An 18,161-nucleotide genomic window follows, 5' to 3' on the forward strand; every position below is an offset into this window, starting at 1 on the left:
GGGGAGCCGCCCCGGTCGGCCGAAGGGTCGCTCTGAGGGAGCCGGCAGAGACCGGGAAGGCGCGCGGCGAATCTGCTTTGCCCAGCAACCCCGAGCGGCGATCATGCTAGGCATGACTGACGACTCCCCCGAGAACCCCACCGCCCCCGGCCCGCTGTACGAGCAGGTCACCGACGTCAAGGCCAGGGCGTTCCTGCAGGCCATGGGCCGGCCGGACGGGCAGGACATGGTGTACCGCATCTCCGGCTCGGTCTACGCGCACGTCCCGGCGGACGCGCTGGCGCCGGCACTGCGGCACGGGCAGAAGCTGTTCGGGCTGGAGGGCTACAACGTCCGCCGGTTGTTCCGCGAGCCGGGCACCGACCGGCTGCACGTGCTGACCCGGGAGTTCGCCTGCTACACCGACCCCGCCGACCCGGCCCGGGTGCTGCGCGAGTGGGCCAACCCGCTCGACGGGCGGATCTACCCGGTGGTGCCGATCAACAACGACGCGGTCAACCTCGGGCCGTTCCCGGTGGGGCCCGGCTTCCGCGGCTTCCCGTGCCGGGAGATCCACGGCGAGTGGGTGTGGAGCATGGACATCCCGCCCCGGACCGACCTGCTGGGCACGGTCGGCGACGACTTCGGGCTGGCCGGCGGCATCTACACCACGATGGAGATGTTCGACTTCTACGTGAGCGCCGAGGAGGCGCGGCAGCGGGCGGAAGGCCTGCCGTACGGGGCGATGCGGGTGAAGAACAGCTGGACCCGCAGCGGGCCGTGGGCACCGTTCATGGGGCTGCGCGAGCGGGAGACCGAGGGCGGGCACCTGGTCTACCACGCGCGGAGCTGGAGCCTCGACTCGGTCGAGGAGGTGGAGCCGTGGCTGCGGGAGGAGGCCGGGCCGCTCTATCTGAGCAGCCCGGAGGCGCCGGGGCCCAACCAGACCTCGTGGACGTCGTTCTGGGCCAAGCAGCTCGGCGCGGGTGAGCTCACCTGGGCGAAGTGGTGCGAGGAGAATGGAAGGCCGCAGCCGGGTCAGGAGACCAGTTCGTAGCCGGCTTCCTCGACCGCGGCGCGCACGGCCTCCTCGGCGACGGGGGCGGCGCTCTCCACGGTGAGGCGCCCGCTCTCGAGGTCGACGTCGACCGAGGTGACGCCGGCGACCTCGCCGACCTCCTCCTTGACCGAGGAGACGCAGTGTCCGCAGGTCATGCCCTTGACGGTGTAGGTAGCAGTGCTCATGGGCCCCTACTGTACCCCTGCCCGGTATCCCCTTCGCGCGGGGCGTGGATTTTCCCAATTCCCCGGAATTGAACGCCCCGGAACCCGTATCTTTTTGGAGTTGCATCGCCACATAGCGTGATCAGGGGAGGGTCCGTGGGAGGGCGGCACAGTTATGCCGGTTTAGCGCAGGATCGACGGTTCAGGCTGCTGCGGACGAGGTTCCGGAGGCTGGCCGTGAGCGTCGTCGTCTCCTTCCTCGGCTGGTACTTCCTCTACATCATCCTGTCGGCCTTCGCCCGGGACTTCATGGCGCGCCCGGCCATCGGCAACATCAACATCGCGATGCTCCTGGGCATCCTGCAGTTCGTCTCGACCTTCTTCCTGGCCTGGCGTTACACGCGCTACGCGCGGCGGATGCTGGACCCGCTCTCGCAGCAGTTGCGCGAGGAGGCCGAGCGGCAGCGCGCCGAGCTGGACAGCATCGAGCAGATCATGGCCGAGCGCCGCCGGATCGAGACCTGGACACCGGAGCGGGCCGGTCCGGCGGCGCGGGGCGCGCGGCACCGCAGGTCCTACGGGGAGACGCGATGACCGGCGGGCGGTTGCTGACCTTCGGGCTCTTCGTGGTCTTCATCCTGATCACCCTGGCCGTGACGTTCTGGGCGCGGGCCAACACGCGGGGCAAGGACGACTTCTACGCCGGCGGCCGGGCCTTCTCCGGCCCGCAGAACGGCCTGGCGCTGGCCGGCGACTACATGTCGGCCGCCTCGTTCCTGGGCATCGCGGGCATCATCGCGCTGTCGGGCTACGACGGCTTCCTGTACTCGATCGGCTTCCTGGTGGCGTGGCTGCTGACGCTGCTGCTGGTGGAGCTGATGCGCAACGCCGGCCGCTTCACCATGGCCGACGTGCTGAGCCACCGGGTACGGCGGCAGCCGCGGGTCAGGACCGCGGCCGTGATCTCGACGGTGACGGTGAGCGTGTTCTACCTGCTGGCCCAGATGGTCGGCGCGGGCGCGCTGGTCTCCCTCCTGCTCGGCCTGGAGGGCGGTACGGCGAAGGCCGTCACCATCGTGGTGGTGGGCGCGATGATGATCTTCTACGTCAGCTTCGGCGGCATGAAGGGCACCACCTGGGTGCAGATCATCAAGGCGGTCCTGCTGATGGCCGGCACGGTCGTGCTGACCGCGCTGGTGCTGGGCCGCTTCGGCTTCAACATCAGCGCGCTGCTCGGCGCCGCGCAGGAGGCCAGCGGCAGGACCGGCTTCCTCGACCCGGGCAACCGCTTCGGCCGGACCGTCCCGGGCGACCCGGTCGGCACGCTGATCAACAAGCTCGACTTCATCAGCCTGGCCCTGGCCCTGGTGCTGGGGACGGCGGGCCTGCCGCACATCGTCAGCCGCTTCTTCACCGTGCCCGACGCCCGCGCCGCGCGCACCTCGGTCAACTGGGCGATCGGCCTGGTGGGCGTCTTCTACCTGATGACGCTCGCGCTCGGTTTCGGGGCGACCGCGCTGGTCAGCCCGGAGCGCATCATCGCCGAGGACCCCAGCGGCAACACCGCGGCGCTGCAACTGGCGCAGGTGCTGGGCGAGGCGGTGGCCGGGCCGGTCGGCGGCGACCTGCTGCTGGCCTTCATCGGCGCCGTCGCCTTCGCGACCATCCTGGCGGTGGTCTCGGGCCTGGTGATGGCCTCCTCGACCTCGCTGGCGCACGACTACTTCGGGCACGTGCTGATGTTCGGCCGGCCGCGGGAGTCGCAGGAGGTCGCCGTCGCGCGGCTGTCCGCGTTCGCGATCGGGCTGCTGGCCGTGGTGCTGGCGGTCGTCGCGCGCAACCAGAACGTCGCCTTCCTGGTGGCGCTCGCCTTCGCCATGGCGGCTTCGGCCAACCTGCCGGCGATCGTGCTGTCGCTGTTCTGGAAGCGCTTCAACTCCACCGGGGTGGTGTCGGGCATCTACGGCGGGCTGGGGGGTTCGCTGCTGCTGGTGCTGCTCTCCCCGGTGGTGTCGGGGAAGGTCGACCCCGTGACGGGCGGCAGCCTGTCGCTGCTGCCCGCCGGGGTCGACTTCCACGTCTTCCCGATGGAGAACCCGGGCCTGGTCTCCATCCCGTTCGGCTTCCTGTGCGCCTGGCTCGGCACGGTGCTCAGCACCGAGAAGGCCGACCAGGAGCGGTACGACGACCTGTCGGTGCGCTCCCTCACCGGAACGGGAGCGCACACGCCGCGCCAGGACTAGGCGCCGGGCCGCCACATGGGCCAGAACAGGGTGCCGTCGGGCAGCGCGAAGGTCTCGCGCGGCTCGTAGCCGTGCCGCAGGTACAGGGCGCGGCTGGACGGGCTGCTGGCCTCCAGGTAGGCGGGCAGGCCGCCGAGTTCGGCGTGGTGGTGCTCCATCAGGCGGCTGCCCAGCCCGCGGCCCTGGCTCTCCGGGTGCACGGCGAGGAAGGCCAGGTGGTGGTGCGGCTCGTGCGGGTGGTTCTTGCCGAACAGCTCGTCCAGGACGCGGAAGCGCTCGACGTTGTCGCCGACCGCGGCGGCCTGCCGTACGTCGTAGTCGGGCGGGTCGGGCACCTCGCGGTCGTTGTGGAACCAGACGGCCACGGCCGGGCCCTCGTCGAGGACGTCCACGTGACCGTGGAGCATCGCGTGCTCGACGAGGATGCGGAAGTTGGCCGCCATGATCTCCTGGCGTCCCGCGGGGTCGGGCAGCAGGTAATTGACCGCCTTGAGCGGCTGGAAGGCGGTGGCGACCAGCTCGGAGACCCAGCCGGCCTCTTCTGGGGCGGCGCGGCGGACGGCCGTCAACGGACCGCCTCCGTCCCGGCCTTGGCGCCCAGGCCGATCTGGGCGTACACCTGCGGGTTGGTGGAGCGCAGGACGAGCGCCCACACCACGCCGAGGACGACGACGCCCGCGTAGACGATGGGCACGACGGTCACCATGGGGTGGTCCGGCCCGAGACCGAGGATCACGTCGAAGCTGGTGATGCCCACGTAGGCCATGACGCCGAGGATGATCGCGGCGGAGACGGGCGCGACGAGGCGGTGGCCGACGCCCTCGCCGCGGTGGTCGCGCAGGAAGAACAGCACGATGGCGACGGCGGTGGCGAAGAGCAGGACGAGCACGCCCGCGCCACCGGTGGCGCCGCCGACGAAGAAGGCGACGATCGGGTCGCCCTGGAAGAACATGACGGCGAGGATGATGAGCAGCGCCACCCCGCTCTGGGCCAGCGAGCCCGCCTGGGGGGCGCCGGTGCGCACGCTGGTACGGCCGAAGGCGGCGGGCAGGATGCGCTCGCGGCCGAGGGCGAACAGGTAGCGGGCGATGGTGTTGTGGAAGGAGATGGAGGCGGCCAGGAGGCTGGTGATGAACAGCACCTTGGCGATGTCCACGACGACGCTGCCGAACTGGGCTCCGGCCAGCACGAAGACGGTTTCGGCGGAGTTGTCGGTGGCGAACTTGACCAGGTTGCCGGGGCCGGTCGCGACCGACAGCGCCCAGGTGGACAGCGCGTAGAGCACGGCGATGATGGCGATCGAGGAGTAGGTGGCCAGCGGCACGGTACGGCGGGGCTCGCGGCTCTCCTCGGAGAAGACCACCGCGGACTCGAAGCCGACGAAGCCGAGCGTGCCGATGACGATGAGCGCGGCGGCGCCCTCGGAGAACAGCAGGCTGGGCGAGGCGGCCGCGAAGGTCAGGCCCTCGGCGGAGGGGTTGAGCAGGTCGCCCAGGTTGAACAGCAGGATGACGGCGACCTCGGCGGTCAGCAGGACGGCCAGCAGCTTTCCGTTGACGTCGACGCGCAGCACGCCGAGGACCGCGACGAGCAGCCAGGCCAGCAGGGCGATGACCCCCCAGGGGATCTGCAGCCCGATCCAGCTTTCCAGCAGCCCGGAGGCCTGGACGCCGAGCATGAAGAAGGCGCCGACGGCCAGGCCGTTGTAGGCGACCATGGCGAGCCAGGCCGCGGCGACACCGGCCGGGCGGCCGAGGCCGTGGGAGATGTAGGTGTAGAAGGCGCCGGCGTTGGCCATGTGGCGGGCCATGGCCACGTAGCCCACGGAGAACAGGGCGAGGACGAGTCCGACGGCGATGAAGGCGATGGGCAGGCCGATGATGCCGGTTCCGGCGATGGCGGAGGGAACGACGCCGCCGACCACGGTGAGCGGGGCCGCGGCGGACATGACGAAGAAGACGACCGAGGGCGCGCCTAACCGGTTGGCCGCGAGGGCGCCGGCGATCCGGTCCGGCTGCTTGCCGGATTCACGGGTGAGCATCGCTGTCCTTTCTGAGGCTTTGGTTGGGGGGTTCGTCAGAAGCGACGGAGGAGCGGGAGGGTTCAGGAGCGGGAGGTTCAGGAGCGGTAGGTCAGGACGGCGTCGCCGACCGCGGCGCTGACGTGCCGGCCGAGGTCGGCGAGCGGCTGGGGCAGGGCGGCCAGCACGGTGGTGAGGTAGCGCCGGGCGATCTTGCGTTCGGCGGGGTCGTCGACCACGACGTCGGTCATGCCGCAGGAGTCGACCAGGACGGCCAGGGCCATGTCCTCGGCGGCGAGCGGCTGCCAGCGCACCAGGGCCATGTTGAGCCGGGTGCGCGGCCACATGGCCTGGCCGAAGTCGGGGGCGTAGTAGCGGCTCACCTTGCGCTTGATCAGCCGGGGCGCCTCGCGTTCGAGCCGGCCCGCGGCGATCATGCGGCCCGCCACGTCGGTGATGGAGCGCTGGGCGAGGTAGGCGAGCCAGGTGCGGACGTCGGTGTGCTGCGGGGAGCCGGCCATGTCGGCCAGGACGGCGTCGGCGACCGTCTCCCCCACCGGGCGCCGGTCGGCGACCCGGATGGTGGCGCCCTGCACGGCGACCCGGCTGTGCAGGACGAGTTCGGCCAGGAGGGCTCCGGCCAGGCCGAGCGCCACCCCTTGGACGTGGAGGCGGGGTTTGCCCGAGCTCGTGGTGTCCCAGGCGATCAGGAAAAGTTCATCGGCCAGCAACCGCGCGCTCCTTGCAGACAGCCGCAAACCGACGGCCGTTCGGTGGACATGCCCAGTGACCTGCCCCCGCAGGCAGCGCGAAATGTTTATCAGAGTCCCAGAGGCCCGGCTAGCCCCACGATTCCTATTACCTGTTAAATCCGCCTTTGTCCTGATTTATCGGGCCGATTCTCCGGGCCGATTCTTCCGACAGAAAGAGTTTACGGTTGTACCATTTCGGCGCTGGGAGACTTCCGCAACGAACGGCACGCGACCAGCAGCCGCTCACGCAATACCGAAGCCCGTTCGGAAAAGCCGCGTTGTGCCGCCGCATACTCGGTGCGCCCTTCGGCGCTCTCGATCGGGATCGGCCGGTAGCCCAGTGCCCGCAAATCGTAGGGACTGGCCCGCATGTCCACTTCGCGGATCTCCCGCGCCAGCTCGAAACAGTCGGCCACCAGCTCGCTCGGCACCAGCGGCGAGAGTTTGTAGGCCCATTTGTACAGATCCATGTTGGCGTGCAGGCAGCCGGGCTGTTCGAGGTCGAGCTGGCGCTCGCGGCTCGGCTGCAGCGCGTTGAGCGGCCGGGCGGGCTCGGTGAAGAAGCGGAAGGCGTCGAAGTGGCTGCACCGCACGCCGCGCCGCTCGACGACCTCGTCGATCTCCTCCGGCGCCAGGCGCAGGGGCTGGGCGGCGTGCCGTACCTCCCGGGTCCTGTAGACCATGGCCCACTCGTGCAGCCCGAAGCAGGCCAGGTGGGCCGGGCGGGACGCGGTGGCCGACAGCAGGGCGACGGTGAAGTCGAGCAGCGCCCCGCGCCGCTCCAACAGCCGGTCGGCGTCGAGCAGGGCGCCCTCGGGGGTGTCGAGGTACTCCGGCCCGAAGTCGCGGGCGCCCTCCAGCAGCACGCCGGCGCCCGGGTGCCAGCGGCGCAGCCGCGCCGGGCGGTGGCCGTAGTAGGTGAACAGGAAGTCCTCCACCGGATGCGGCTGCCCGCTCTGGCGGCGGCGCAGATGCCCTTCGAGCCAGGCGTCCACCCGCCGGCCGTGCGCCTCGGCCCGCTCCTGCCACTCCTGCCGGTCAAGCTTTCTCACCGCACCATGGTAGGAACGGTTCGCCCACACCTGCGCAAAGATCGCGTGGCAACCGGCTCCGGCGGGGTCCGATCCCGGCAGGGTGGGCGCATGGCGGTCCTGGTTGCCCTGCTGGCGTTCTGCTCGACCCTGCTGGGCGGGCTGGTCGCGGCGCGCATCGGCGAGCGGCGGCAGGTGGTGCTGGGGCTGGCCGCCGGGCTGATGCTCGGCGTGGTCTTCTTCGACCTGCTGCCCGAGGCGCTGGAGCAGTCGGGCCAGGAGGTGTTCGGCGTGCCCGCGGCGATGCTCATGGCGGTCGGCGGGTTCCTGACGCTGCACCTGATCGAGAAGGCGCTCGCGCTGCACCGCGGCCAGGAGGAGAGCTTCGGGCAACACCACCACGGGCTCGAATCCGTGGGCTTGCTGACCGCCTCGGGGCTGGTCGCGCACAGCTTCCTCGACGGCCTCGGCATCGGGCTCGGCTTCCAGGCGGGCACGGCGCTCGGCGTCTCGGTGGCCATCGCGGTCATCGCGCACGACTTCGCGGACGGCTTCAACACCTTCACCGTCACCACCCTGTACGGCAACGCCCGCCGCCGGGCGGTCGCGCTGCTCCTGGCCGACGCGGCGGCCCCGGTGGCCGGCGCGGTCGCGGGCACCCTGCTGCGGGTGCCGCCCGAGCTGATCGGCCTCTACCTGGGGTACTTCGGGGGCTTCCTGCTCTACCTGGCCACGGCCGACATCCTGCCGCAGGCGCACGCGGTGCGGTCCTCGCGGCTGACGATGGCCGCGACGGTGGCGGGCGCGGCGTTCATGTGGCTGGTGGTCGGCCTGAGCCACTAGCGGCCTGAGCCACTGGCCGGCCTGAGCCACCAGCCGACCTGAGCCACCGGCCTGAGCCACTGGCCGGCTGCCTAGAGCCAGCCGTTGCGGCGGAAGGCCCGGTACAGCAGCCAGCAGGTCAGCGCCATCACCAGCAGCACCGCGGGGTAGCCGAAGCGCCAGTGCAGCTCGGGCATGTCGTCGAAGTTCATGCCGTAGATCCCGGCCAGCAGGGTGGGCGCGGCGATGATCGCCGCCCAGCCGGAGATCTTGCGCATGTCCTCGTTCTGCCACATGCTGATCTGCCCCAGATGGGCGTTGAGCAGCGAGCCGATCAGCTCCTCGCTGGAGCGGACCGACTGGGCGGCCCGGCGCACGTGCCGGGCCAGCTCGCGCAGGTAGGCGTCGGGGCTGCGCTGGTCGAGGAAGTCGTCGGCGACCGGCTCCATGGGCGCGATGGCGTCCCTGAACTCCAGGATCTCGCGCCGGAGCGAGTAGAGCGGCTTCACCGCGTCGATCCGGGGACCGGCGAACAGGTCGCGTTCCAGCTCGGTGACGTCCTTGGCCACCTCGGCCGCGGCCGACAGGTAGTCGTCGACCAGCACGCTCACCAGGGCGTAGACCGCGCCGAGCGGGCCGCGGCCGAGCAGCTTGCCGCCGCCGGTCAGCCGGGCGCGCGCCTGCGGCACCGGGTCGCCCCGGCCGTGCCGTACCGTGACCAGCAGGTTGCGGCCCAGCACCACGGCCAGGTCGCCGGTCTCGATCTGCGAGGTGGGCTCCAGGTACCAGAGCGTCTTGAGCACCCAGACCCGCAGGTCCTCGACGGTGTCGGACTTGGGCCGCTGGTGGTGGTGGCCGGCGTCCTGCAGCACGATGCCGGGCAGCCCGAGGTGCTCGCCCAGGGTGCGGAGCTCCTCGGCCGAGGGGTCGCCGAGCTCGACCCACAGGTAGGCGGAGCCGGTGAGCCCGGCCAGCACCCCGGGCAGGTCGCCCGGGGCGCGGTCGAGCTCGCTCAGCCCGTCGCCGGTGCACAGCCAGGAGCGGACGCTCATCCCTCCCGGCGCTCGCCCCTGCCGTCGACCGTCAGGGTCAGCCCGGACTCGGCGGCGTCGGCGCTCACCCGGTCGCCCGGCGACAACTCGCCGTTGATGACCATGGACGACAGCCGGTTGTCCAGCTCGCGCTGGATGGTACGGCGCAGCGGCCGGGCCCCGAACTCGGGCTTGTAGCCCTTCTCGGCCAGCCAGTCCTTGGCCGCGTCGGAGACGGTCAGGGTGATGTCCTGGGCGGCCAGCCGCCGCTCGGTCCTGCCCAGCAGGAGGGTGGTGATCTGGCGGATCTCCTCCTTGTCCAGCCGGTTGAAGACGATGATCTCGTCGATCCGGTTGATCAGCTCGGGCCGGAGCTGCGACTGCAGCAGCTCCATGAGCTGGTCGCGCAGCTCGGCGGGATCGCCGTTGTGCATGAGGATGAGGTTGGACCCCAGGTTGCTGGTCATGATCACGATGCTGTTGGTGAAGTCCACCGTGCGGCCCTGGCCGTCGGTCAGCCGGCCGTCGTCCAGCATCTGCAGCAGGATGTTCATGATGTCCGGGTGGGCCTTCTCCACCTCGTCGAACAGCACGATGCTGTGCGGGCGGCGGCGGACGGCCTCGGTGAGCTGGCCGGCCTCCTCGTAGCCCACGTAGCCGGGCGGGGCGCCGACGAGCCGGCTGACGGAGTACTTGTCCTGGTACTCGGACATGTCGATGCGGATCATGTCCTTCTCGCTGCCGAACAGCGCGTCGGCCAGGGCGCGGGCCAGCTCGGTCTTGCCGACGCCGGTCGGGCCCAGGAACATGAAGCTGCCGATCGGCCGGTTGGGGTCGGACAGGCCCGCCCGCGAGCGCCGGACCGCCTCGGAGACGGCGGTGACCGCGTCGTCCTGGCCGATCACCCGCTCGTGCAGGTGCTCCTCCAGCTTGAGCAGCCGGCTGCGCTCCTCCTCGGTGAGCTGGCTGGCGGGGATGCCGGTCAGCCGCGAGACCACCTCGGCCACGTCCTGGGCGACCACCGTCGGGGTGTCGTCGCGGCCGCGGCGGGCGCCCTCCAGCTCGGGGCGCAGCCGGTCGATCTCGGCGGTCAGCTCCTTGGCGCGGTCGAAGTCCTCGCTCTTGACCGCCTGGTCCTTGTCGCGGCGCAGGCCCTCCAGCCGCGCCTCCAGCTCGCGCACGTCCTCGCCGGGCGTCATGGCGCGCAGCCGTACCCGGGCGGAGGTCTGGTCGATCAGGTCGATCGCCTTGTCCGGCAGGAAACGGTCGTTGATGTAGCGGTCGGACAGGTTGACCGCGGCGGTGATCGCGTCCTCGGCGATCTTCACCTGGTGGTGCGCCTCGTAGCGGTCGCGCAGGCCGTTGAGGATGCCGACGGTGTCCTCCGGCGACGGCTCCGGGACCAGGATGGGCTGGAAGCGGCGCTCCAGCGCGGCGTCCTTCTCGATGTTCTTGCGGTACTCGTCCAGCGTGGTGGCGGCGATGACGTGCAGCTCGCCGCGGGCCAGGGCGGGCTTGAGCATGTTGCCCGCGTCCATGCCGCCCTCGGCCGAGCCGGCCCCGATGATGGTGTGCACCTCGTCGATGAAGACGATCAGCTCGCCGCTGTGCGCGGTGACCTCGTCGATCACCTTCTTCATGCGTTCCTCGAACTCGCCGCGGTACTTCGACCCGGCGACCAGGCCGCTGAGGTCGAGGGTGACCACCCGGCGGTCCTTGAGGGTGTCGGGCACGCTGCCGTTGACCACGCGCTGGGCGATGCCCTCGACGATGGCGGTCTTGCCCACGCCTGGCTCGCCGATCAGCACGGGGTTGTTCTTGCGCCGGCGCGAGAGCACCTCGACGCACTGCTCGATCTCGTCCTCGCGGCCGATCACCGGGTCCAGCCGGCCTTCGCGGGCCTCCTCGGTCAGGTCGCGGCTGTACTCGTCGAGGGTCGGGGTGTCGGTCTTCCTCTTCGCGGTGGCGACGCTCTCGGGGCCGGTGGCCACGATCGTCTCCTCCAGCTCGTTCGGCGAGACGCCGGCCGCGTCCAGCACCCGCGCGGCGGGCGAGTCGGGGTTGGCGGCCAGCGCCAGCAGCAGGTGGTCGGGGCCGATGCCGGAGGAGCCGAGGGCGCGCGAGATGCGCATCGCGTCCAGGAAGGCCTTCTTCACCGCCGGGCTGACCGTGGTGGGCTCCTCGCCCTCGGGGCCCTTGGGCAGCACCTGCTGGATGGCCTGGTCGAGGCGCTCGGGGTCGGCGCCGGCGTTCATCAGCAGCGCGCGGGTCACCGGGTCGCCGGTCGCGGCCTGCAGCAGGTCCAGGGAGTCCAGGTCGGCCGCGCCGCGCGCGGCGGCCAGCTCGACCCCTCGGCGGAGCAGCTCGCGGGCCGGTTCGGTGAGCATGCGGCCGATGTCGACCCGCTGCACGCTGGGCCGGGCCGGCGGCCAGGACTCCCGGCCCCCGCCGAAGAAGGTGTCGAATCCCCGGAACGGATCGCGGCCGAAGAAGGACTCAAAGGGCGATGTCATGATGGTCGGGTTTCCTGGGGCGCTTCTTTGCAACACCAACAACTCGGCAAATCACTCCATGACCCTCCGGCGGGCTTGCCGGGGCTCGGCCGCGGATAGTGAGCGGGGTGTGGCGGGCGCGATCATGGCGGGGATGCGGAAGCTGGCGGGCCGCGCCGCCGCGCGGGCCGCCGCTCTGGCCCGCGTTCTCCGCAACGGTACGGCCGGCCGGTACGCGCGCGACCAGGTGATCGAGGTGCCCGGCGCCAGCACCCAGGCCGACTGGAACCGGCGGCTGGCCGGCTTCCTGTGCGAGCTGGGCGACGCGCTGCTGCGGGCCGGCGAGCAGACCTCGGCGGTGGAGGGGACGCTGAGCGACGTCGCCGCCCGCTACGGCGTGCGCTGCGCCTGCTTCGTGGTGCCGACGGGGCTGTTCGTCCGGGTGGGCGAGGGCGACGCGGGCGTCATGGACTTCCGGCCCGTCGCCGGCGACCAGCTCCGCCTCGACCAGGTGCAGGAGCTGTACGGGCTGGTCACGCGGCTGCGCGGCCGTACGATGCCGATCGAGCGGGCCCGCGCCGAGCTGCGGGAGATCCACCGGATGCCCCGGCGGATCAGCCCCGCCGGCTCGGTGCTGGGCTACGCGATCCTGACCGTCGGCCTCGGGCTGCTGCAGCACCCGACGTCCAAGGCGGTGCTCGGCTGGGCGCTGCTCGGCCTGGGCGTGGGCGTGCTGCGCCTGCTGGGCGCCCGCTTCCCGGTGCTGGCCACCGCGATGCCGGTGGTGGCGGCCACCGCGGTCACCTTCGTGGCGCTGCGCTGGGCCGAGCCGCTGCTGCACATGAGCCCCGGCGAGCTGCTCATCCCGCCGCTGATCGCCTTCCTGCCCGGCAGCCTGCTCACCATGGGCACCATCGAACTGGCGCACGGCGCCACCCTGTCCGGCATGGCCCGGCTGGCCGGCGGGGTCAACGTGCTCCTGCTGCTGGCCTTCGGCATCCTGGCCGGGATCACCCTGGCCGACCGGACCGGGCTGCCGCCGGGCATCGCGGCCGACGGCGCGCTGGGCGGCTGGGCGCCGTGGGCAGGGGTGGTGCTGCTGGGCGCGGGATTCCAGATCTTCTACTCGGCCCGTGCCCGAGTGCTGCCGTGGGTGCTGGTCTGCCTGCTGGCCGAGCGGCTGGCCCAGCTCGCCGGCACCGGCTGGGCGGGGCCGATGGTCGGCGCGTTCGCGGCCGGGGCGGTCATCCCGCTGCTCGCCGCGCTGGTCGAGCGCCGCACCGACACGCCCGCCCAGGTGCTCTTCCTGCCCTCGTTCTGGATGCTGGTGCCCGGCTCGGTGGGGCTGACCGGGGTGAGCGAGCTGGTCTCCGGCCAGGGCGCCTCCGGCCTGGACGACCTGGTCCAGACGCTGCTCACCATGGTGGCGATCACGCTCGGCATCATGGTCGGCGCCAGCCTGCTGCCGCGCCGCCGGATCAGGGTCTCCGACGTTTCACCTGATCAAGGTGCGGGAACGACCACATCCGTCATTTCCCCCTGACACACGCCGCTCGGGGGGACGTATGTGGTCGTGGCTGGTGGACGCCCTCCGGCAGCACGCCGAGATCGCGATCTTCCTGACCATGGCCCTTGGCTTCTTCATCGGCCGCCTCGGCGTCAAGGGCATCGTCCTGGGCTCGGTGACCGGCACGCTGCTGGCCGGCGTGCTGATCGGCCAGCTCGACATCAAGATCCCCGACCTGGTCAAGACGGTGGCCTTCATCGGCTTCCTGTTCGCGCTCGGGTTCAAGGTCGGGCCGCAGTTCTTCGCCGGGCTCAAGAAGAGCGGCATTCCGCAGGTCATCGTCTCGGTGGTGGGCTGCGTGGCCGGCCTGCTGGTGGCCTGGGGCATGGCCGTGCTGATGGGCTACGGGCCCGGCTGGGGATCGGGGCTGCTGGCCGGCGGGCTGACCCAGTCGGCCGTGATCGGCGTCGCCACCGACGCGATCAACGCCTCGGCGACGATCCCGGCCAACCTGAAGCAGACCTACGTCAACCAGATCCCGGTCGGCTACGCCGTCTGCTACCTGTTCGGCACGGCCGCCGCCGCCTACTTCCTGTCCCAGCTCGCCTGGCGGCTGCTCGGCTCCAAGAGCCTGGTCGAGGACTCCAGGAAGCTGGAGCGCGAGCTCGGCACCTCCGAGGACCCCGACCTGGCCGTCGCCTACCGCCGCCTGGAGCGGCGCACCTACCGGATCAGCGCCGGCTCCGAGCTCGACGGCTCGGCGGTCGGCGCCTTCGAGGAGCGCGCCGCCTCGCTCGGGCACCGCATCTTCCTGTACCGCTACCGCCGCGGCGACACCATGGCCTACACCGACGCCGGCACCGTGCTGCGCGCCGGTGACGTGGTCACCGTCACCGCCAGCCACGCCGACCTGATCCACGGCGCGATGAACGCCGACGGCGTCGAGGTGGACGACCCCGAACTGCTCGACTACGACATCGAGACGCTCCCGGTGGTGCTCACCAAGAAGGTGGTGGCCGACCTCACCCCGGAGAAGCTGGCCACCCATCCGGGCGCACGCGGGCTGTTCATCACCAAGATCGTGCGCTCCGGGATCGAGATGCCGGTCGGGCGGCACAGCCCGCTGCACGTCGGCGACACCGTCACCATCCAGGGCGCCCGCGAACTGGTCGAGCGGGCCGTGCCGAAGATCGGCCAGGCGCTGCGCAGCAGCGACGAGACCGACTTCTCCTTCGTCGGCCTGGGCATCTTCCTCGGCGGCCTGATCGGCATCCCGACCATCGCCGTCGCCGGGGCCGACATCGGGCTCACCACCAGCGGCGGCGCGCTCATCATGGGCCTCATCTTCGGCTGGCTGCACGCCAAGCACCCCGCGCACGGCCGCTTCCCGGCCGCGGCCGAATGGCTGATGAACACCGGCGGGCTGTGCATGTTCGTCGGCATCGTCGGCATCACCGCCGGGCCCAACTTCATCGCCGGGCTCAAGCAGGAGGGCTTCGGTCTGCTGCTGGCCGGGCTGGTGGTCACGCTCGTGCCGATGGTCGTGACCCTGGCGCTCGGCAAGCTGATCTACCGGTGGCCGGCCCCGATCAACCTCGGGGTCACCGCCGGCACCTTCACCACCACCGCCTCCATCGGCGCCGTCACCGACGCGGCCAAGAGCCAGGTGCCGGTGCTCGGCTACACCGTGCCCTACGCCATCGGCAACACACTGCTCACCATCTGGGGGACGATCATCGTCGCCCTGCTGTCCTAGGGGGAACCACCATGGCCGACCGCGCGACCGAGCGGAAGTGGGAAGCGCTCAGCCCCTTCGAGCTCAAGAACGAGCTCATCGAGCTCGCCGGCGACTCGAAGTCCGCGCACGCGATGCTCAACGCGGGGCGGGGCAACCCGAACTGGATCGCCACCGAGCCCCGCGAGGCCTTCTTCCTCATGGGCGCCTTCGCCCTGACCGAGTCGCGGCGCACCTGGTCGGAGTTCGAGCTGCTGGGCGGCATGCCGGCCAAGGACGGCATCGCCGGGCGGCTGACCGCCTTCCTCGACGCCGGCCCCGACCGGCCCGGCGCGGGGCTGCTACGCCGCTCGGTGGAGTACGGCACGCGCGAGCTCGGCTTCGAGGCCGACGAGTTCGTGTGGGAGATGGCCGACGCGGTGATCGGCGACCACTACCCCGAGCCGGACCGCATGCTCAAGCACGCCGAGGCGGTCGTCCACGCCTACCTGGTGCAGGAGATGTGCGCGGGCCACCGGCCGGCCAGGCCGTACGACCTGTTCGCGACCGAGGGCGGGACGGCGGCCATGTGCTACGTCTTCGACAGCCTCCAGGTCAACGGCATCCTCCGCAAGGAGGACACGATCGCCATCATGACCCCGATCTTCACCCCGTACCTGGAGATCCCGCGCCTGGAGCGCTTCTCCTTCAAGACGGTGGAGCTCCAGGCCGACCGGATGTCGGAGGGCGGCCTGCACACCTGGCAGTACTCGCAGAGCGAGCTGGACAAGCTGGCCGACCCGTCGGTGAAGGCGCTGTTCCTGGTCAACCCGTCCAACCCGCCGTCGGTGATGCTGGCCCAGGAGTCGCTCGACCACATCGCGCGGATCATCGAGACCTCCAACCCGGGCCTGACGATCATCACCGACGACGTCTACGGCACCTTCGTCGACGGCTTCCGCTCGCTGATGTCGACCGCGCCGCGCAACACCATCGGCGTCTACTCCTTCAGCAAGTACTTCGGCTGCACCGGCTGGCGGCTCGGCGTCGTCGCGGTCAACCAGGACAACATCTTCGACGAGAAGATCGCCCAGCTCTCCAAGGCGGACCAGGACCGGCTGCGCGACCGCTACGACACCATCGCCCTCGAACCGTCGACGATCAAGTTCGTGGACCGGCTGGTCGCCGACTCGCGCGACGTGGCGCTCAACCACACCGCGGGCCTGTCCACGCCGCAGCAACTGCAGATGACGCTGTTCGCGCTGGCCGCGCTCCTGGACTCCGGCAACGACTACAAGCGCACCTGCCAGTCGGTCATCGCCCGCCGCGTCGCCGCCCTCGGCGAGGGCATGGGCCTGGCCATCCCGGACGACCCGCTGGCCGCCCGCTACTACATCGAGCTGGACATCCTCAACTTCGTCCAGCGCACCTACGGCACCGAGTTCGCCGCCTGGCTGCAGCAGAACTTCGAGCCGGTCGACCCGGTCTTCCGCCTCGCCGAGAAGGGCTCGGTCGTGCTGCTCAACGGCGGCGGCTTCGACGGCCCGCAGTGGAGCGTGCGGGTCAGCCTGGCCAACCTCGCCCAGGACGACTACGCCCAGATCGGGACGTGGCTGAAGGAAGTGGTCGACGAGTACAAGCGGGAGTTCGACCGGTCATGACCTGGTTCAAGGAGTTGCTCCAGGGCACGCCGGAGATGGCGCTGTTCATCTGCCTGGCGCTCGGCTACGCCATCGGCAAGGTGAAGGTGAAGGGCCTGTCGCTCGGCGGCATCGCCGGCACCCTGATCGTGGCCATCCTCGTCGGCATGATCGGCGGCATCACCCTCAACGACCAGGTCAAGAACATCGCCTTCGCGTTGTTCATCTTCACCCTGGGCTACCTGAGCGGGCCGTCGTTCTTCGCCAGCCTCAACCGCCGCAGCCTGCGCTACGGCTGGTTCACCCTGATCGAGGTGGTGGCGGTGCTGGGCGTCACCGCCGTCGCCACCGCCGTCCTGCACCTGGACGCCGGGACCGCGGCGGGCCTCATGGCCGGCGGCGCCACCGAGTCGGCCGTGGTCGGCACGGCCACCGACGCCATCGCCAAGCTCTCGCTGCCGCCCGGGCAGATCCAGGCCCTGCAGGCCAACGTCGGCACCGCCTACTCCATCTCCTACATCTGCGGCCTGATCACCATTGTCCTGCTGACCAGCCAGATCGCCCCGGCGATCGGCCGCTTCAGCATCCGCGACGAGGCGGTCAAGCTGTGGCGTCAGCTCAGCAAGGGCCACGTCGACGAGGACGCGGTCACCGTCATGCCGGCGGTCGTCGGCCGCGCCCAGCGCGTCTCGGCCGCCGCCGGGCAGACCGTCGCGCAGGTCGAGGCCGCCCTGGGCGGGCGGGCCACGGTCGAGCGCGTACGGCGGGGCGACGAGACCCTCGACGTCGGCCCGGACACCAGGCTCTCGCACGACGACGTCGTGGTCCTGTTCGGCCTGCGCGAGGACCTGGTCCACGCCGACCAGGTGGTCGGGCCCGAGGTGGCCGACCCGGGCACCGACGCCATCGAGCTCGACGTCGCGCAGGTCTTCCTGACCAACAAGGCGCTCAACGGCGCCACCGTCGCCGATCTGCGCAAGCAGGCCGTCGAGCAGCAGAGCGGCGCCTACCTGACCGGCCTGACCCGGATGGAGTCGGGCCTGCCGATCCAGCCGGGCACCGTGATCAACACCGGCGACGTGGCCCGCGTCACCGGCACCAAGAAGGACGTCTCGGCCTTCGTCAAGGCGACCGGCTTCCGGATCGACACCGCGGTGAAGGCCGACTTCATCTTCATCGCGCTCGGCATCATCCTCGGCATGCTGATCGGCAAGATCACCATCCCGCTGGGCGACATCCCGCTCTCGCTCGGCACCGGCGGCGGCTGCCTGCTGTCCGGCCTGTTCTTCGGCTGGCTGCGGGCCAAGCACCCGACCATCGGGCAGTACGACTCGGCGGCGGCCTCGGTCATCAAGGACCTCGGCCTGTCCACCTTCATCTGCGCGGTCGGCCTGTCGTCGGGGCCGGCGGCGGTGGCGCTGATCCAGAAGTTCGGCTTCGCGCTGCCGGTCACCGGCGTGCTCATCACCCTCATCCCGGCCACGATCTCGCTCCTGGTGGCCTTCAAGGTGATGAAGCTGCCCGCCCCGCTGGCCCTCGGCGCGGTCGCCGGCCAGCAGTGCTCCACCCCGGCCATCACCGCCGTGCAGTCGCAGGCCGGCAACACCACGCCGCTGATGTCGTACACCATCGTGTACGCCCTCTCGAACGTGGTGCTGCCGCTGCTGGGCCCGATCGTGGTCGCCATGGCCAACGCCATCGGCTGA

General features: G+C 71.0%; 15 protein-coding genes. 8 read left to right on the top strand and 7 right to left on the bottom strand.

Annotated features, from left to right (window positions below):
• Positions 1-112: 112 nt before the first annotated feature.
• Positions 113-1,036, top strand: coding sequence for a DUF1838 family protein (locus AB0I67_RS29240; RefSeq protein ID WP_357929658.1), 924 nt, complete (start codon positions 113-115; stop codon positions 1,034-1,036).
• Here AB0I67_RS29240 and AB0I67_RS29245 read toward each other — a convergent pair.
• Positions 1,018-1,224 (bottom strand): copper ion binding protein, encoded by a 207-nt coding sequence (locus AB0I67_RS29245; protein ID WP_357929661.1) that lies wholly within the window; start codon positions 1,222-1,224, stop codon positions 1,018-1,020. The genes AB0I67_RS29240 and AB0I67_RS29245 overlap by 19 nt on opposite strands.
• Positions 1,225-1,359: 135 nt before the next feature.
• On the opposite strand from AB0I67_RS29245, the gene AB0I67_RS29250 reads away from it, so the two are divergent.
• Together AB0I67_RS29250 and AB0I67_RS29255 are read left to right on the top strand one after the other, a co-directional pair.
• Positions 1,360-1,797: a DUF485 domain-containing protein gene (locus AB0I67_RS29250; protein ID WP_357929664.1), complete on the top strand. Its 438-nt coding sequence runs from the start codon at positions 1,360-1,362 to the stop codon at positions 1,795-1,797.
• A complete protein-coding gene (locus AB0I67_RS29255) occupies positions 1,794-3,446 on the top strand; it encodes a cation acetate symporter (RefSeq protein WP_357929667.1) in 1,653 nt (550 codons plus the stop codon). Before AB0I67_RS29250 ends, AB0I67_RS29255 begins: the two co-directional genes overlap by 4 nt.
• Here the strand turns inward: AB0I67_RS29255 and AB0I67_RS29260 are convergent.
• The 4 genes from AB0I67_RS29260 to AB0I67_RS29275 all read right to left on the bottom strand — a co-directional run bounded on the left by AB0I67_RS29260 (position 3,443) and on the right by AB0I67_RS29275 (position 7,270).
• Positions 3,443-4,015, bottom strand: a complete 573-nt coding sequence (locus tag AB0I67_RS29260; RefSeq protein WP_357929670.1) for a GNAT family N-acetyltransferase — start codon at positions 4,013-4,015, stop codon at positions 3,443-3,445. The two genes, AB0I67_RS29255 and AB0I67_RS29260, sit on opposite strands and share 4 nt — an antisense overlap.
• Entirely contained in the window at positions 4,012-5,487 is a 1,476-nt protein-coding gene (locus tag AB0I67_RS29265) for an APC family permease (RefSeq protein WP_357929673.1), read from the bottom strand. The genes AB0I67_RS29260 and AB0I67_RS29265 overlap by 4 nt, the downstream gene beginning before the upstream one ends.
• Positions 5,488-5,564: 77 nt before the next feature.
• Positions 5,565-6,197: a GPP34 family phosphoprotein gene (locus AB0I67_RS29270; protein WP_357929676.1), complete on the bottom strand. Its 633-nt coding sequence runs from the start codon at positions 6,195-6,197 to the stop codon at positions 5,565-5,567.
• A 200-nt stretch (positions 6,198-6,397) separates the two neighbouring features.
• On the bottom strand, positions 6,398-7,270 hold the full coding sequence (locus tag AB0I67_RS29275) for a 3-methyladenine DNA glycosylase (RefSeq protein WP_357929679.1): 873 nt from the start codon (positions 7,268-7,270) through the stop codon (positions 6,398-6,400).
• Between the two features lie 90 nt (positions 7,271-7,360).
• On the opposite strand from AB0I67_RS29275, the gene AB0I67_RS29280 reads away from it, so the two are divergent.
• A complete protein-coding gene (locus tag AB0I67_RS29280; RefSeq protein WP_357929682.1) occupies positions 7,361-8,092 on the top strand; it encodes a ZIP family metal transporter in 732 nt (243 codons plus the stop codon).
• 71 nt (positions 8,093-8,163) lie between these two features.
• Here AB0I67_RS29280 and AB0I67_RS29285 read toward each other — a convergent pair whose 3' ends face one another.
• Together AB0I67_RS29285 and AB0I67_RS29290 are read right to left on the bottom strand one after the other, a co-directional pair.
• Positions 8,164-9,123: a magnesium and cobalt transport protein CorA gene (locus tag AB0I67_RS29285; protein WP_357929685.1), complete on the bottom strand. Its 960-nt coding sequence runs from the start codon at positions 9,121-9,123 to the stop codon at positions 8,164-8,166.
• Positions 9,120-11,615: an ATP-dependent Clp protease ATP-binding subunit gene (locus AB0I67_RS29290; RefSeq protein WP_357929688.1), complete on the bottom strand. Its 2,496-nt coding sequence runs from the start codon at positions 11,613-11,615 to the stop codon at positions 9,120-9,122. Before AB0I67_RS29290 ends, AB0I67_RS29285 begins: the two co-directional genes overlap by 4 nt.
• Positions 11,616-11,748: 133 nt before the next feature.
• Here AB0I67_RS29290 and AB0I67_RS29295 point away from each other — a divergent pair, with 133 nt between their 5' ends.
• The 4 genes from AB0I67_RS29295 to aspT are packed head-to-tail and all read left to right on the top strand — an operon-like array spanning position 11,749 to position 18,161.
• Positions 11,749-13,137 (top strand): threonine/serine exporter family protein, encoded by a 1,389-nt coding sequence (locus AB0I67_RS29295; RefSeq protein ID WP_357929690.1) that lies wholly within the window; start codon positions 11,749-11,751, stop codon positions 13,135-13,137.
• 37 nt (positions 13,138-13,174) lie between these two features.
• Entirely contained in the window at positions 13,175-14,857 is a 1,683-nt protein-coding gene (locus AB0I67_RS29300) for a hypothetical protein (RefSeq protein WP_357929692.1), read from the top strand.
• Positions 14,858-14,868: 11 nt separating this feature from the next.
• On the top strand, positions 14,869-16,476 hold the full coding sequence (locus AB0I67_RS29305; RefSeq protein WP_357929695.1) for a bifunctional aspartate transaminase/aspartate 4-decarboxylase: 1,608 nt from the start codon (positions 14,869-14,871) through the stop codon (positions 16,474-16,476).
• Positions 16,473-18,161 (top strand): aspartate-alanine antiporter, encoded by a 1,689-nt coding sequence (aspT, locus tag AB0I67_RS29310; RefSeq protein ID WP_357929697.1) that lies wholly within the window; start codon positions 16,473-16,475, stop codon positions 18,159-18,161. Before AB0I67_RS29305 ends, aspT begins: the two co-directional genes overlap by 4 nt.

This window comes from Nonomuraea sp. NPDC050310 (genome assembly GCF_040655795.1).
GTDB lineage: Bacteria > Actinomycetota > Actinomycetes > Streptosporangiales > Streptosporangiaceae > Nonomuraea.

Excerpts from the sequence above, each read along its gene's own strand:
- AB0I67_RS29240 (WP_357929658.1), top strand. The coding sequence starts at position 113 with ATGACTGACGACTCCCCCGAGAACCCCACCGCCCCCGGCCCGCTGTAC.
- aspT (WP_357929697.1), top strand. The coding sequence starts at position 16,473 with ATGACCTGGTTCAAGGAGTTGCTCCAGGGCACGCCGGAGATGGCGCTG.
- AB0I67_RS29285 (WP_357929685.1), bottom strand. The coding sequence starts at position 9,123 with ATGAGCGTCCGCTCCTGGCTGTGCACCGGCGACGGGCTGAGCGAGCTC.
- AB0I67_RS29290 (WP_357929688.1), bottom strand. The coding sequence starts at position 11,615 with ATGACATCGCCCTTTGAGTCCTTCTTCGGCCGCGATCCGTTCCGGGGA.
- AB0I67_RS29280 (WP_357929682.1), top strand. The coding sequence starts at position 7,361 with ATGGCGGTCCTGGTTGCCCTGCTGGCGTTCTGCTCGACCCTGCTGGGC.
- AB0I67_RS29255 (WP_357929667.1), top strand. The coding sequence starts at position 1,794 with ATGACCGGCGGGCGGTTGCTGACCTTCGGGCTCTTCGTGGTCTTCATC.
- AB0I67_RS29295 (WP_357929690.1), top strand. The coding sequence starts at position 11,749 with ATGCGGAAGCTGGCGGGCCGCGCCGCCGCGCGGGCCGCCGCTCTGGCC.
- AB0I67_RS29245 (WP_357929661.1), bottom strand. The coding sequence starts at position 1,224 with ATGAGCACTGCTACCTACACCGTCAAGGGCATGACCTGCGGACACTGC.
- AB0I67_RS29265 (WP_357929673.1), bottom strand. The coding sequence starts at position 5,487 with ATGCTCACCCGTGAATCCGGCAAGCAGCCGGACCGGATCGCCGGCGCC.
- AB0I67_RS29305 (WP_357929695.1), top strand. The coding sequence starts at position 14,869 with ATGGCCGACCGCGCGACCGAGCGGAAGTGGGAAGCGCTCAGCCCCTTC.